The 15,587-nt window shown below is 60.5% G+C and carries 13 protein-coding genes and 1 tRNA gene; all 14 read right to left on the bottom strand.

Going from position 1 to position 15,587, the window contains the following annotated elements:
• Nucleotides 1-95, bottom strand: a 95-nt coding sequence (locus BP38_RS22780; protein ID WP_155992507.1) for a GTP-binding protein, incomplete at its 3' end; no start/stop codon positions are given.
• 51 nt (nucleotides 96-146) lie between these two features.
• A complete protein-coding gene (fusA, locus tag BP38_RS0117910; RefSeq protein WP_026988849.1) occupies nucleotides 147-2,225 on the bottom strand; it encodes an elongation factor G in 2,079 nt (692 codons plus the stop codon).
• Between the two features lie 12 nt (nucleotides 2,226-2,237).
• Nucleotides 2,238-2,708, bottom strand: a complete 471-nt coding sequence (gene rpsG, locus BP38_RS0117905; protein ID WP_022726810.1) for a 30S ribosomal protein S7 — start codon at nucleotides 2,706-2,708, stop codon at nucleotides 2,238-2,240.
• Between the two features lie 12 nt (nucleotides 2,709-2,720).
• Nucleotides 2,721-3,092, bottom strand: coding sequence for a 30S ribosomal protein S12 (gene rpsL, locus BP38_RS0117900; protein ID WP_022726811.1), 372 nt, complete (start codon nucleotides 3,090-3,092; stop codon nucleotides 2,721-2,723).
• Between the two features lie 380 nt (nucleotides 3,093-3,472).
• Complete coding sequence (gene rpoC, locus BP38_RS0117895; RefSeq protein ID WP_026988848.1) at nucleotides 3,473-7,660, bottom strand: DNA-directed RNA polymerase subunit beta'; 4,188 nt, start codon at nucleotides 7,658-7,660, stop codon at nucleotides 3,473-3,475.
• Between the two features lie 55 nt (nucleotides 7,661-7,715).
• Nucleotides 7,716-11,885 (bottom strand): DNA-directed RNA polymerase subunit beta, encoded by a 4,170-nt coding sequence (gene rpoB / locus BP38_RS0117890; protein ID WP_026988847.1) that lies wholly within the window; start codon nucleotides 11,883-11,885, stop codon nucleotides 7,716-7,718.
• A 227-nt stretch (nucleotides 11,886-12,112) separates the two neighbouring features.
• Entirely contained in the window at nucleotides 12,113-12,496 is a 384-nt protein-coding gene (rplL, locus tag BP38_RS0117885) for a 50S ribosomal protein L7/L12 (RefSeq protein ID WP_026988846.1), read from the bottom strand.
• A 49-nt stretch (nucleotides 12,497-12,545) separates the two neighbouring features.
• Nucleotides 12,546-13,064: a 50S ribosomal protein L10 gene (gene rplJ, locus BP38_RS0117880; protein ID WP_026988845.1), complete on the bottom strand. Its 519-nt coding sequence runs from the start codon at nucleotides 13,062-13,064 to the stop codon at nucleotides 12,546-12,548.
• A 260-nt stretch (nucleotides 13,065-13,324) separates the two neighbouring features.
• Nucleotides 13,325-14,041, bottom strand: coding sequence for a 50S ribosomal protein L1 (gene rplA / locus BP38_RS0117875; RefSeq protein WP_026988844.1), 717 nt, complete (start codon nucleotides 14,039-14,041; stop codon nucleotides 13,325-13,327).
• 4 nt (nucleotides 14,042-14,045) lie between these two features.
• Nucleotides 14,046-14,474: a 50S ribosomal protein L11 gene (gene rplK, locus BP38_RS0117870; protein ID WP_026988843.1), complete on the bottom strand. Its 429-nt coding sequence runs from the start codon at nucleotides 14,472-14,474 to the stop codon at nucleotides 14,046-14,048.
• Between the two features lie 80 nt (nucleotides 14,475-14,554).
• Nucleotides 14,555-15,085, bottom strand: a complete 531-nt coding sequence (gene nusG, locus BP38_RS0117865) for a transcription termination/antitermination protein NusG (protein WP_026988842.1) — start codon at nucleotides 15,083-15,085, stop codon at nucleotides 14,555-14,557.
• A gap of 3 nt (nucleotides 15,086-15,088) precedes the next feature.
• Entirely contained in the window at nucleotides 15,089-15,286 is a 198-nt protein-coding gene (gene secE / locus BP38_RS0117860) for a preprotein translocase subunit SecE (protein ID WP_026988841.1), read from the bottom strand.
• A gap of 80 nt (nucleotides 15,287-15,366) precedes the next feature.
• A tRNA-Trp gene (locus tag BP38_RS0117855) sits at nucleotides 15,367-15,442 on the bottom strand.
• A 52-nt stretch (nucleotides 15,443-15,494) separates the two neighbouring features.
• On the bottom strand, nucleotides 15,495-15,587 hold a 93-nt coding region (locus BP38_RS22435), incomplete at its 5' end, for an EF-Tu C-terminal domain-related protein (protein WP_211250393.1).

The following is a 15,587-nucleotide window of genomic DNA, read 5'->3' as shown; positions in this document are numbered from 1 at the left end:
ATCGCCGCCGTCAACGTCGTCTTACCATGGTCAACGTGACCAACCGTCCCAATGTTGCAGTGCGGCTTCGTCCGCTCGTATTTCGCCTTCGCCATGGCTCTTTCTTCTCCGTGTCGAAAAGTGTCTCGTCTGTTTCGCGTCTAACTTCAGGCCATCTTCGCCTTGACTTCGTCAGCCACGGCCTGCGGCACGCGGTCATAATGATCGAAGAACATGGTGTACTGCGCCCGGCCCTGGCTCATGGAGCGCAGGGTATTGACGTAGCCGAACATATTGGCCAGCGGCACCATGGCCGAAACCACGCGGGCGTTGCCGCGGCTGTCCATGCCGCTGACGTTGCCGCGACGGCTGTTCAGGTCACCGATGATGTCGCCCATGTACTCTTCCGGCGTCACCACCTCAACCTTCATCATCGGCTCAAGCAATACAGGCGCCGCCTTGGGTACGCCCTCGCGGAACGCCGCCCTGGTGGCAATCTCGAAGGCCATCACGCTTGAGTCGACGTCATGATAGGCACCGTCAACCAGGGTGACCTTGAAATCGATCATGGGAAAGCCAGCGATCACGCCGGAGTCCATGGAATTCTCGATACCCTTCTGAACACCGGGAACGTAATCCCTGGGAACAGAACCACCCACAATGGCGTTCTCGAAGATAAATCCATCGCCGGCTTCAAGCGGCTCGAACACCAGCTTGACGCGGGCGAACTGTCCGGAACCACCCGTCTGCTTCTTGTGGGTGTAATCCACTTCCGCCTGACGCGTGATACTTTCGCGATAGGCCACCTGGGGGGCGCCAACGTTGGCATCCACCTTGAACTCGCGACGCAGGCGGTCGACGATGATGTCCAGATGCAGCTCACCCATGCCCTTGATAACGGTCTGGCCGCTCTCGGTGTCCGTGGACACACGGAAGGAGGGATCCTCCTGAGCCAGACGCGCAAGGGCCATGCCCATCTTTTCCTGGTCTGTCTTGGTCTTGGGTTCCACGGCAACCTCGATCACGGGGTCAGGGAACTCCATCTTCTCCAGGACCACAGGATGGGCCGGGTCGCACAGCGTTTCACCCGTTGTGGTATCCTTCAAGCCGGCCAGCGCCACGATATCGCCAGCCAGGGCCTCGTCGATATCCTCGCGGTGGTTGGCGTGCATCAGCAGCATGCGGCCAATGCGTTCGCGCTTGTTCTTCAGCGAGTTGAATATCTGGGTGCCCTTCTTCATGGACCCCGAATAGACACGCACGAAGGTCAGCGAACCCACGAAGGGATCGGACATGACCTTGAAGGCCAGCGCAGACATCGGCTCGTCATCGCCCGTCCTGCGCACGACCGGCTCATCGGTCTCCGGCTTAACGCCCTTGATATCGGGAACGTCCATCGGGCTCGGCAGGTAATCGACGACGGCATCCAGAAGCGGCTGCACGCCCTTGTTCTTGAAGGCCGAGCCACACATCACAGGCACGAACTTGAAGTCGCAAGTGCCCTTGCGGATACAGCGCTTCAGCGTCTCTTCGTTCGGCTCGGTGCCCTCCAGATAGGCCTCCATGGCCTCATCGTCCTGCTCGACCGCAAGTTCGATCAGCTTCTCGCGATACTCGGCGGCCTGGCCCTGAAGGTTCTCGGGAATGTCCTGGTACTCCCATTCCGCCCCGAGCGTTTCATCCTTCCAGACCTGGGCCTTCATCTTCACCAGATCGACAACGCCCACGAAATCGCTTTCGGCACCGATCGGGAGCTGCAGGACCATGGGGGTGGCCCCCAGGCGATCGACGATCATGTCGACGCAGCGGAAGAAGTCGGAGCCCATGCGGTCCATCTTGTTGACGAAGCACAGGCGCGGAACCTTGTACTTGTCCGCCTGCCGCCAGACCGTCTCTGACTGCGGCTCAACGCCGGAGACCGCATCGAAGACGGCAACTGCGCCGTCCAGCACACGAAGTGCGCGCTCGACCTCAATGGTGAAGTCAACGTGGCCCGGGGTGTCGATGATGTTGACGCGATGGTCGTTCCAGAAGGCAGTCGTTGCGGCGGAGGTGATCGTGATTCCGCGCTCCTGCTCCTGCTCCATCCAGTCCATGGTAGCCGCGCCGTCATGGACTTCGCCAATCTTGTGGCTGCGGCCGGTGTAGTAGAGAACCCGCTCTGTGGTGGTCGTCTTGCCCGCATCAATATGGGCCATGATGCCAATATTGCGGTAACGATCCAGCGGTGTAACTCGGGACGACATAGCTTGCCTCTCTTACCAGCGATAATGCGAGAATGCGCGGTTGGCCTCGGCCATGCGGTGCGTATCCTCACGCTTCTTTACGGCAGCGCCGCGATTGTTGGCTGCATCCATCAGCTCACCGGCCAGGCGAGCGGTCATGGTCAGTTCGGAACGCTTGCGCGCAGCGGCGATCAGCCAGCGCATTGCAAGCGCCTGGCCGCGCTGTGCGCGCACCTCGACCGGAACCTGATAGGTCGCACCACCGACACGGCGGGAGCGCACTTCGATCTCCGGACGAATGTTGTTCAGCGCCTCATGAAAAACGGTCAGGGGCTCCCCTGCGCCCTTGGAGCTGACAGTGTCCAGCGCTCCGTAAACAATGCCCTCGGCGACCGACTTCTTGCCGTCGAGCATGATGTTGTTCATGAACTTGCTGAGAACGAGATCACCGAACTTCGGGTCCGGCAACACTTCACGTTTTTCGGCGCTATGGCGACGCGACATCTTGCGCTCTCCTTACTTCGGACGCTTCGCGCCGTATTTCGAGCGGCGCTGACGGCGCTTGGAAATACCCTGGGTATCCAGCGTGCCGCGAATAATGTGGTAACGAACACCCGGAAGGTCCTTCACACGGCCGCCGCGGATCATGACCACGGAGTGCTCCTGAAGGTTATGCCCCTCACCGGGAATGTAGGCCGTCACCTCGTAGCCATTGGTCAAGCGCACACGCGCAACCTTGCGCAGCGCCGAGTTCGGCTTCTTCGGTGTCGTCGTGTAAACGCGCGTGCACACCCCGCGCTTCTGCGGGCAGGCCTCCATCGCGGGTACTTTGTTTCGCGTAGCCTCGGGCTGGCGCGGCTTGCGAATGAGCTGGTTGATCGTCGGCATGCGATCGCTTTCCTAAATAGCATATGTAGTGCGAAACAAACGCCAGCGCTGGAACAACGGATTGTTCCCGCCGGCGTTCACGCTATTCCGGGCCAACAAAGCCCTATGTGATTTCGTGCTTCCTCCGGAACTGCGTCTGACCCGCATGTACGGGGTCACCACCAGTTCCCTGTCTGGAACAGGCGCGCATAGTATTTAGCCGCCCCTGCCTCGTCAACCCGCTTCGCAGGCTTTTGGGCAAGTTTTCAGAGTCTTGCAAAGAATGCAAAACCGGGAAGGTTATTCCGCCAGAAAACTGACGGTCGTTATGTCATGTCTTACCGGGGAAAGGGCGCCCTTTACGAACCCCCTTTCCCCAGAATGACTGGAGTCGACCCCGCTCAGGCGACTGAGCTTTCCTGGTCGTCACCGCCTCCGGAAGCGCTCTCGTCCACCAGTGCAGCCGAGTCTCCACCCTGCTGCACCATGGCCTCCTTGTCACGGTCCGCGGCAATCTTGCGGAAGCGATTCATCACCGCCCCCGTTCCGGCCGGGATCAAGCGCCCCACGATCACGTTCTCCTTCAGGCCGACTAGGTCGTCGGTCTTGCCGTTCACAGCGGCCTCGGTCAGGACACGAGTCGTTTCCTGGAACGAGGCAGCCGAGATGAACGACCGGGTGTGCAGGCTGGCCTTGGTAATGCCCTGAAGAACCGGACTGGCCGTCGCAAGGCGCCCACCTTCGGCCAGGGCCTTGTCGTTGGCCTCGCTGAACTCGTCCCGATCGACCTGCTCACCGGCAAGGAACGTCGTATCGCCCGGATCGATGACCTCGACCTTCTGCAGCATCTGACGCACCACCACCTCGATGTGCTTGTCGTCGATCTTCACGCCCTGCAGGCGATAGACGGACTGCACCTCGTTGATGAGGTATTCGGCCAGAGCCTCGACACCCAGAACCTCCAGAATGTCGTGCGGCACGGGGTTACCGTCCATCAGCATGTCACCCACGCGCACATAGTCCCCTTCCTGAACGGCAAGATGCTTGCCCTTCGGGATCATGTACTCGCTGTGCTTCAGCTCCGTGTCATCCGGACGGACGATGATGCGACGCTTGGTCTTGTAGTCACGACCGAACTCCACACGCCCTTCGGTGTCACTGATGATCGCGTAATCCTTGGGCTTGCGTGCCTCGAACAGCTCGGCAACACGCGGCAGACCGCCGGTAATGTCACGCGTCTTGGTCGATTCACGCGGAATACGCGCCAGGACGTCACCGGCCTTGACCTGTGCTCCATTCTCGACCGAAAGGATCGCGTCCACCGACATGTAGTAGCGAGCCTCCAGGCCATTGGCCAGCTTGACCACTTCGCCAGACTCATCACGCAAGGTGATGCGCGGACGCAGATCACTGCCGCGCGGCTGTTGCTTCCAGTCGATCACCACGCGGTTGGAAATGCCGGTGGTCTCGTCCATCACTTCGCGCATGGACAGGCCATCCACAAGATCGACGTAGTTCGCCGTACCTTCCTTCTCAGTGATGATCGGGATGGTATAGGGATCCCACTCGGCCAGCTTCTGGCCCTGCTGCACGCTGTCGCCTTCCTGGACCAGAAGTCGCGCCCCATAGGGGATGCGATGCCTGGCCCTCTCGCGACCGTCGCCGTCCTCGAGGATCAGCTCCAGGTTCCGGCTCATGACCACGTTGATGCCTTCCGAATCGGCAACGACGTTGAAGTTCCGGATGGTCACATTGGCATCCTGCGAGGCCTCGATGCTGGACTGCTCGGCACCGCCCTGCGCCGCACCGCCGATGTGGAAGGTGCGCATGGTGAGCTGCGTCCCCGGTTCACCGATGGACTGGGCGGCGATGACGCCGACGGCTTCACCGATGTTCACCTCCGTCCCGCGGGCCAGGTCACGTCCGTAACAGTTGGCACAGATGCCACCATGGCTTTCACAGGTCAGGGCCGAGCGGATGCGAACCATGTCGATTCCGGCACGGTCGATGTGATCCACCGCCACCTCGTCGATGATCTGGTTCTTGGCAACCACGACCTCGCCGCTCTGCGGGTCGATGACATCCTCAAGGGCCGTGCGCCCCAGGACGCGCTCGCTCAGCGGTGCGACAATCTCGCCGCCGTCAATCACGGCACGCACGTTCAGGCCACGCTCGGTCCCGCAATCGGTCTCGATGACGATGGCATCCTGTGCCACGTCAACCAGACGCCGTGTCAGATAACCGGAGTTCGCAGTCTTGAGTGCGGTGTCGGCCAGACCCTTCCGGGCTCCGTGGGTCGAGTTGAAGTACTCGAGCACCGTCAGGCCTTCCTTGAAGTTCGAGATGATCGGTGTCTCGATAATCTCGCCCGATGGCTTGGCCATCAGGCCACGCATACCTGCCAGCTGCTTGATCTGGGCCGCAGAGCCACGCGCACCGGAGTGGGCCATCATGTAGACGGAGTTGATGTCGCGGCCGGTGTTGACCTGCATCACCTTCATCATCTCGTCGGCCACCTTGTCTGTGCAGTCCGACCAGACGTCGACGACCTTGTTGTACTTCTCGCCGCGCGTGATCAGGCCTTCCTGGTACTGGGTCTCGAACTCCTTGACCTGATCCTGGGCCGCCTCGACCAGCTTGTCCTTGGATTCAGGGATGATCAGATCGTCCTTGCCAAAGGAAATGCCGGCGCGGCACGCATAGCCGAAGCCAAGGGTCATCACCTGGTCACAGAAGATGACCGTTTCCTTCTGACCGCAGTGGCGATAGACGATGTCGATCACCTCCTGCACGTCCTTCTTGGTCAGCAGGCGGTTTACCAGGCTGTAGGGCAGGTTCGCGTGCTTCGGCATGATCTGCCCCAGAAGCATCCGGCCCGGCGTGGTTTCCAGACGCTGCCAAACCAGCTCGCTATTCTCGTTCATGGTCTGGATGCGCGCGTTGATCTTGCTGTGAAGCGTGATCGCGCCATTGGCCAGGCCATGCTCGACCTCGCCGATGTCCCTGAAGGACATGCCCTCACCGGGCTCGCCCTCGGATTCCATCGACAGGTAGTACAGCCCCAGCACGATGTCCTGGGACGGCACGATGATCGGCTTGCCATTGGCCGGGCTGAGGATGTTGTTGGTGGACATCATCAACACGCGGGCTTCCAGCTGGGCTTCCAGGGACAACGGCACGTGCACCGCCATCTGGTCGCCGTCGAAGTCGGCGTTGAAGGCCGTGCAGACCAACGGGTGCAACTGGATTGCCTTGCCCTCGATCAGCACCGGCTCGAAGGCCTGAATGCCAAGACGGTGAAGGGTCGGAGCACGGTTCAGCATCACCGGGTGCTCGCGGATGACCTCTTCCAGGATGTCCCAGACCTCGGGACGCTCCTTCTCCACCATGCGCTTGGCCGCCTTGATGGTCGAAGCCATCCCATAGAGCTCGAGCTTGGAGTATATGAATGGCTTGAACAGCTCCAGCGCCATCTTCTTGGGCAAACCGCACTGGTGCAGCTTCAACTCTGGCCCCACCACAATCACGGAACGGCCCGAATAGTCGACGCGCTTGCCAAGCAGGTTCTGACGGAAACGTCCCTGCTTGCCCTTCAGCATGTCGGACATGGATTTCAGCGGCCGCTTGTTGGCGCCCGTGATCACCCGCCCGCGACGACCGTTGTCGAACAGCGCGTCCACGGATTCCTGCAGCATGCGCTTCTCGTTGCGCACGATGATGTCCGGGGCCCGCAGTTCGATCAGGCGCTTCAGGCGGTTGTTGCGGTTGATGACGCGACGGTAAAGGTCGTTCAGGTCCGAGGTCGCGAAACGGCCACCGTCCAGGGGCACCAGCGGGCGCAGCTCCGGCGGAATGACCGGAACGACATCCAGGATCATCCATTCCGGGCGCGATCCGGATTCCATGAAGGCCTCGACCAGCTTCAGACGCTTGACCAGCTTCTTGCGCTTGGCTTCCGAGTTGGTCTCGCGAAGCTCCTCGCGCATGTCCTGACGCTCCTGCTCCAGGTCCAGGGCGGTCAGCATGTCCTTAAGAGCCTCGGCACCGATCTTGGCGGTGAAGGCGTCATCGCCATACTCTTCCTGGGCGTCGAGGAACTCTTCCTCGCTGAGAAGCTGATTCATCTTCATCGGCGTCAAGCCGGGCTCGATCACGATGAAGTTCTCGAAGTAGAGCACACGCTCCAGTTCCTTCAGCGTGATGTCGAGTAACAAGCCGATGCGGCTTGGCAGCGACTTCATGAACCAGATGTGCGCAACCGGGCTTGCCAGCTCGATGTGCCCCATGCGCTCGCGGCGCACCTTGGACAGGGTGACCTCCACCCCGCACTTCTCGCAGATGATACCCTTGTACTTCATGCGCTTGTACTTGCCGCACAGACATTCGTAGTCCTTGATCGGACCGAAGATCCGCGCACAGAACAAGCCGTCACGCTCGGGCTTGAAGGTTCGGTAGTTGATGGTCTCCGGCTTCTTGATCTCGCCAAAGGACCAGGAGCGGATCTGCTCCGGGCTGGCGATCGAGATACGGATCTGGTCGAAGCTCTGCGGTCCACTGGGTTGACCGAAGATGTTCATCAACTCGTTCATGGCTGTCTCCAGCTAGCGGTTAAGTCCTGCGATTGCGGCGAATACTGAGGGCTGCTCAGTAATCGCTCTGTCGCAGGTCAACATTGAGCCCGAGGGATTTCAGTTCCTTCACGAGCACATTAAAGGATTCCGGAACGCCGGCTTCGAAGCTGTCCTCGCCCTTGACGATGGCCTCGTAGACCTTGGTACGGCCTGCCACGTCATCGGACTTCACGGTCAGCATCTCCTGCAGCGTATAGGCGGCGCCATAGGCCTCCAGGGCCCAGACCTCCATCTCGCCGAAACGCTGTCCGCCGAACTGCGCCTTGCCGCCCAGAGGCTGCTGGGTGACCAGGCTGTAAGGCCCGATGGAACGGGCGTGGATCTTGTCGTCCACCAAGTGATGCAGCTTCAGCATATAGATGTAACCGACCGTCACCTTCCGCTCGAAGGTCTCACCGGTACGTCCATCGATCAACGTCACCTGGCCGGAGGAATCCAGCCCGGCCTTGTTCAGCATGTTGACGATATCGGGCTCACGCGCCCCGTCGAAGACTGGGGTCGCGATCGGCACACCGTTCTCAAGATTACCGGCCAGCTCGAGGAGACCCTCGTTGTCCAGTTCGGTAATCTCCTGCTTGTACTTGTCGTCGTCATAGATATCGATCAGCTTGGTCCGCAGATCATCCAGGTTGCTGTTGTCACGGACCTCCTGCAGCATATCGCCGATCTGCTGGCCCAGAGCCGCGCAGGCCCAGCCCAGATGGGTTTCCAGGATCTGACCGACGTTCATGCGACTGGGAACACCCAGGGGATTGAGAACGATATCCACCGGCTTGCCATCCTCGGTGTGCGGCATGTCCTCCATGGGAATGATCTTAGAGATCACACCCTTGTTGCCGTGACGGCCGGCCATCTTGTCGCCGGACTGAAGCTTGCGCTTCACGGCAATGAAGACCTTGGCCATCTTCATGACACCCGGGGGCAGCTCGTCGCCACGCTGGAGCTTCTCGACCTTGTTCTCGAAGCGCTTCTCCAGCTCCTTGACAGATTCGTCAAATTTCTTGACCAGCATCTCGATGTCGGCCTGCCGTGCGTCGTTCTTCACGGCGATCGAGCGCCACTGACCCGGCGTATAGTCCGACAACACTGTCTCGGTGATCTTGGTGCCGGCCTTCATGCCCTTCGGGCCGCTCTGGACTTCCTCGTCCAGCAACAGGTCCTTCAGGCGATTGTAGAAGCTGCGCTCCAGAATGGCCTTCTCGTCGTCGCGGTCCTTTGCCAGGCGCTCGATCTCGGCCTTCTCGATGGCCAGGGCGCGTTCGTCCTTGTCCACGCCGCGGCGCGAGAAGACCCGCACCTCGACCACGGTGCCACTGACACCCGGTGGCAGGCGCAGGGAGGTATCCCGCACATCCGAAGCCTTTTCGCCGAAGATGGCCCGCAGGAGCTTCTCCTCCGGTGTCATCGGCGATTCACCCTTCGGTGTCACCTTGCCGATCAGGATATCGCCGGCATTCACCTCGGCCCCGATATAGACCATGCCCGCCTCGTCGAGATTGCGCAGGGCATCCTCTCCGACGTTGGGAATATCGCGGGTAATCTCTTCCTGCCCCAGCTTGGTGTCGCGGGCCATGACCTCGAACTCCTCGATGTGAATCGAGGTGAAGACGTCATCGCGCACGATACGCTCGGAGATCAGGATGGAGTCCTCGAAGTTGTAGCCGTTCCAGGGCATGAAGGCACAGAGCACGTTGCGGCCCAGAGCCAGTTCGCCGAGGTTGGTCGAAGGACCGTCGGCAATGATATCGCCCTTCTCAACCACATCCCCCATCTTCACCACAGGTCGCTGGGTGATGCAGGAATTCTGGTTCGAACGCTGGAACTTCAGCAAGTTGTAGATATCAACGGCGGATTCCTCGTGGCCGGTATCGTCGGTCACGCGGATCACGATGCGGGTGGCGTCCACCTGGTCGACGGTGCCGCCACGCCGGGCACCGATGGCCACACCGGAATCCCGGGCTACCGTGTCCTCCATGCCGGTTCCGACCAGCGGCGCCTCGCTCTGGATCAGGGGCGTCGCCTGACGCTGCATGTTCGAGCCCATAAGCGCACGGTTGGCGTCGTCGTTCTCCAGGAAGGGAATCAGCGCCGCGGCCACGGACACGAGCTGCTTGGGAGAAACGTCGATGTAGTCGATCTCTTCCGGCCGGGCCATGATATAGTCGGCCCCGCGACGGCAGGAGATAAGGTCATCGACGAACTTGCCCTTGTCGTCCAGCGTCGAGTTGGCCTGCGCCACGGTGTAGCGCACTTCCTCCATGGCCGAGAGGTAGATCACCTCGTCGGTCACAACGCCGTTCTCGACCTTGCGATAGGGGCTTTCGATGAAGCCGTACTGATTGATCCGCGCATAGGTCGCGAGCGAGTTGATCAGGCCGATGTTCGGGCCTTCCGGCGTCTCGATCGGACAGATACGACCATAGTGCGTCGGGTGCACGTCGCGCACCTCGAAGCCTGCACGCTCACGGGTCAGACCGCCCGGGCCCAACGCCGAGAGGCGACGCTTGTGCGTGACCTCCGAAAGCGGGTTGGTCTGGTCCATGAACTGGGACAGCTGCGAGGAGCCAAAGAACTCCCGCACGGCTGCCGCCGCCGGCTTGGCGTTGATCAGGTCGTGCGGCATGACACTGTCGATCTCGACCGAGGACATCCGCTCGCGAATGGCACGCTCCATGCGCACCAGGCCCACGCGGTACTGGTTTTCGAGCAACTCACCCACCGAGCGGACACGACGGTTGCCCAGGTGGTCGATGTCGTCGATTTCGCCGCGCCCATCCTTCAGGTCGTGCAGGACACGCAGAATCTCCAGGATGTCTTCCTTGCGCAGAACACGCAGCTGGTCATCGGTCTCGAAGCCCAGTCGGGCGTTCATCTTGACGCGCCCCACAGGCGACAGGTCATAGCGCTCCGAATCGAAGAACAGGCTCTGGAACATGGCTTCCGCCTGTTCCAGGGTCGGCGGCTCGCCCGGACGCATGACGCGGTAGATGTCGATCAGCGCATCCTCGCGTGACATGTTCTTGTCGTTGGCCAGGGTGTTCCGCAGATAGGCGCCGACATTCACGTGATCGATCGCCAGCAGCTGCAGGCTGTCGATCTTCTGCTCCTCAAGCGTCGTCATGATCTCGGCGGTCAGTTCATCACCAGCCTCGACCAGGACCTCACCTGTGTCCTCGTTAATGCAGTCCTCGGCCACATAGCGGCCCAGCAGGTCGTCGTTGGAGATCAGGACGCCCTTCAACCCGTCCTCAATCAGCTTCTTGGCCGCACGAGGCGTGATTTTCTTGCCGGCCTCGACAACGACCTGTCCGCTATCGGCATCCACCAGATCACTGATCAGCTTGACGCCCTTCAGCTTCTCCGGCTCGAAGGGCGTGCGCCAGCCATCCTTGGAACGGCGGAAGGTTTCCTGGGCATAGAAGGCAGCCAGCATTTCCTCGGGGGTCATCCCCTGAGCCTCGTTCGGCTCCAGTGTCTTGCCTTCCGCCTGGCGCTCGGCGCGCAGCTTGGCAGTCGCTTCGCTGTCCAGCGCCATAAGGAGAGTCGTGACCGGCAGTTTGCGCCGACGGTCGATACGCACCTGGAGAATGTCCTTGGCATCGAACTCGAAATCCAGCCAGGAACCGCGATAGGGAATGACCCGGGCGGCAAAGAGATACTTGCCGGACGAATGGGTCTTGCCGCGATCGTGGTCGAAGAAAACACCCGGACTGCGGTGCATCTGCGAAACGATGACGCGCTCGGTCCCGTTGACGATGAAGGTGCCATTGGCCGTCATGAGCGGCATGTCGCCCATGTAGACGTCCTGTTCCTTGATGTCGCGGATGGAACGGGAACCGGTGTCCTCGTCCACATCCCAGACAACAAGCCGCAGGGTCACCTTCAACGGTGCGGCATAGGTCATGCCACGCTGCTGGCATTCCTCCACATCGTATTTGGGCTCTTCAAGCTCATAGCGCACGAACTGCAGATCAGCACGTGCAGAGAAATCCTGAATCGGAAAGACCGACTTCAGAACTTCCTGAAGCCCGCTGTCGGTTCGCTCTTCCGGATTGACCCCCACCTGAAGAAACTGGTCGTAGGAGCTCTTCTGCACCTCGATCAGGTTCGGCATCTGGGTAACTTCCGGAATCCGTCCGAAAGATTTGCGAATCCGCTTACGACCGGTGAACGACATCGCCATGTCAGACCCTCGTTCCCACTTCTAGGCCATCCGGAATCATGGATGGCGTGTTTCCAAAATCCGGAAGCCCAACAGGACTTCCGTATGAACCCGTCTTTAACGCCCTGGTTCCCGAGGGGCGTTCCCGAAAGGGAATACCTACTACAGACGCAAAAAGCCGGTCCGGTGCGCCGCCAAGGCGGCGCACCGGCCGGATAGCTCCGTCCACCTGAAAAGGTGGGCTACTGTCACTTGATTTCGACAGTCGCACCAGCCTCCTCGAGCTTCTTCTTCATCTCGTCGGCCTCTTCCTTGGAAGCGCCTTCCTTGATGGCCTTCGGTGCGTTCTCAACCAGGTCCTTGGCCTCCTTCAGGCCAAGACCGGTAATGCCACGCACTTCCTTGATGACGTTGATCTTCTTGTCGCCTGCGCTGGCCAGAACGACATCGAACTCCGTCTGCTCCTCTTCGGCAGCGGCGGCTTCACCACCACCGGCACCACCGGCTGCAGCCACGGCCACAGGCGCGGCAGCACTGACACCCCAGTGCTCCTCGAGCTTCTTGGAAAGTTCTGCGGCTTCAAGAACCGTGAGCTTCGACAGCTCTTCTACCAATTTGTCTAGATCAGCCATTTTTCAATTCCTCATTAGGCTTGAGCTTCAAATAACTTCGCGAGCCGACTCAAGCGGCCTCGTCCGTGGCGCCGTATGCCCCGAAAACCCGGGCAAGCTGGCCGGCTGGTGCCTGCAGAACACCCGCCACATTCGTGGCCGGGGTCTGAACCAGACCGACAATCTTGCCGCGCAGTTCGTCCAGGGACGGAAGGGCGGCGAGCGCCTTGACACCGTCTTCATCGAGCAGTTCACCGTTAAGAGAACCGCCGATAATGGTCAGTTTGTCGTTCTTCTTGGCGAACTCCGCACAGACCTTAGCCCCGGCGACCGCATCGTCCGAGATCGCAAGTGCGGTCGGACCGGTCATCAGAGGCGACAGTGCCTGGAACTTCGTGCCGTCGAGAGCGAGCTTCGCGAGACGATTCTTCGTGACCTTGTAGTTGGCCCCTGCATCACGAGCCTTTCGGCGCAACTCCATCGACTGTGCCACCGTCAGACCCTTTTGCTGGGTGACGACGACCGATGTCGCTGTGTCAAAACGCTCGCGCAAGGACGCAACCAACGCTTCTTTTTCTCTGCGGTCCACGTCTTTGCTCCCTCTGGAAAGCCAGAGCCGAAACCCTGGCATCCGGTTGCACGAGAACGGCTGCCCTAAAGCACCCGTTCGGTTCGCCTGTCCTGGAAGCTCAAGCCTGCTCCGGCCATGTTGACCGGAGGAAAGTCTATCGCTTCCTGTCTATGCAGGCCCTGAAGGCTTAAGATCCTTACGGATCACCTGCAGTCTCGGACAGGTCGGAGCCGCCGGAGCGGCTCCTGCGCTCCGGATCCGAAGACCCGGAGAATTCATCAAGCGGCCTTGGCCGCTCCACCCGAAGTCATGTTGCTGACATCCAGCCGCACACCCGGGCCCATGGTCGACGACAGGGACGCCTTCTTCAGGTAGGTTCCCTTTGCGCCACTGGGCTTTGCACGATTGATCGCATCAACGAAAGCGCGGACATTCTCCACCAACTTGTCGGCATCGAAACTGGCCTTGCCCACACCCGCATGAACGATACCGCTCTTCTCGGCGCGGAACTGCACCTGACCGGCTTTGGCCTCGGTAATGGCCGAGGTCACGTCATTGGTCACGGTGCCCAGCTTGGGGTTCGGCATCAGGCCGCGCGGGCCAAGCACACGACCCAGCTTGCCGACCACGGGCATCATGTCCGGCGTGGCAATCACGCGTTCAAAGTCCATGTGGCCATTCTGGATCTGCTCGGCAAGGTCATCGTCTCCCACGATATCAGCGCCGGCCTCCCGGGCTTCCTCGGCCTTGGCGCCTTTCGCGAAGACAGCCACGCGAATGGTCTTGCCGGTTCCGTGGGGCAGGTTGGCGGCACCGCGCACGTTCTGGTCGGCGTGACGCGGATCGATGCCCAGACCGAGCGACAGCTCGATCGTCTCGTCAAACTTGGCGGTGGCGCGCTCCTTGACCAGCTTCACGGCCTCTTCGAGGTCGTAATGCTTGTCGCGGTCCAGGCCTTCACGCAGTGAGGTCAGTCGTTTTCCTTTATTGGCCATCGTCTTACTCCGTCACCTCGAGGCCCATGGACCGTGCGGTCCCGGCAATGATGTTGCAGGCGGAATCCACATCGTAGGCGTTGAGGTCCTCCATCTTCGCCTCGGCAATCTCGCGGATCTGGTCCATCGAGACCTTTCCGGCGGTCGTTTTGCCGGTCGTGGAGGAGCCCTTTTGCACCTTTGCCGCCCGCTTCAGGTAAAAGCTGGCCGGTGCCGTCTTCGTGACGAAAGTGAAGGAGCGGTCCGCGTAGGCCGTGATGATGACCGGCGTGGGCGTGCCCTGCTCGATGTTCTGCGTCTCGGCGTTGAAGGCCTTGCAGAACTCCATGATGTTCAGCCCGCGCTGCCCCAGTGCGGGACCAACCGGCGGAGACGGATTGGCCTTACCCGCCGGAATTTCCAGTTTGATGTAACCTACAATCTTCTTTGCCATATTCTATACCCTTCGTATCAGGCAGCACGGTCCGGCCATGGCGGGCCTCCCGCGCAAAAACCGGTTCAAAAAGTCGAAACTCAGACCTTTTCAACCTGTGTGTATTCGAGCTCGACCGGAGTCGAACGCCCGAAAATGGAAACAAGAACCTTCAGGCGCGCACGCTCTTCATCCACTTCCTCCACGGTCCCATTGAAGGACATGAAGGGCCCATCGGCCACGCGCACCTGTTCACCAATCTCGAAGGTGACCGAAGGCTTCGGCCGTTCGACACCCTCTTGTACCTGGCGCAGCATGTCCTCGGCTTCCTTGTTGGAAATCGGGACAGGACGTCCCTTTGCCCCCAGGAAACCGGTGACCTTCGGCACAGACTTGACCAGATGCCAGGTTTCGTCGGTCAAATCCATCTTCACCAGCACGTAGCCCGGGAAGAACTTGCGTTCGGTGTTGACCTTCTGTCCGCGGCGAACCTCGACCACTTCCTCCATGGGAACCAGAACCTCGGTAATCAGGTCCTCCATGCCCTGGGCCGCAATCTGCTCGCGAATGCCTTCGGCCACGCGGCGCTCGAATCCGGAATAGGCGTGAACCACGTACCAGCGCTGTGCCATTCCTTAACCTCCCAGCCCGAGTATCTGACGGACCGAGAAGGACAGAACCTGGTCGACAACGAAAAAGAAAATAGCCGCCAGGAACACCATGATGAACACCATGATGGTGGTCACGATGGTTTCCTTGCGGGTCGGCCAGGTCACCTTGCGGATCTCCTGGCGAACCTCGCGTACGAACTGGCCGGGATTGGTCTTAAGCATATAAATTCAATCCTCGAACGCCCTGACCTCTCAGCCGGACGGGTAAACGGGAAGGCTTCAGCCTTCCCGGAAAAACCGCATGGCAGGAGTGGAGGGACTCGAACCCCCAGCCCCCGGTTTTGGAGACCGGTGCTCTGCCAGTTGAGCTACACTCCTATTCAGCGTCAAAAACGCCTCCGGACCTGCGTTCTGGTTATACCCGGTTAACTCACTCGACGATGGAGGCGACGACGCCAGCGCCGACGGTCCGTCCACCTTCGCGGATGGCGAAGCGCAGGCCCTCGTCCATGGCAATCGGCGC

The organism is Fodinicurvata fenggangensis DSM 21160 (assembly GCF_000686045.1).
Taxonomy (GTDB): Bacteria; Pseudomonadota; Alphaproteobacteria; order Kiloniellales; family DSM-21159; genus Fodinicurvata; species Fodinicurvata fenggangensis.
This window is presented reverse-complemented; position numbering and strand designations above follow the sequence as displayed.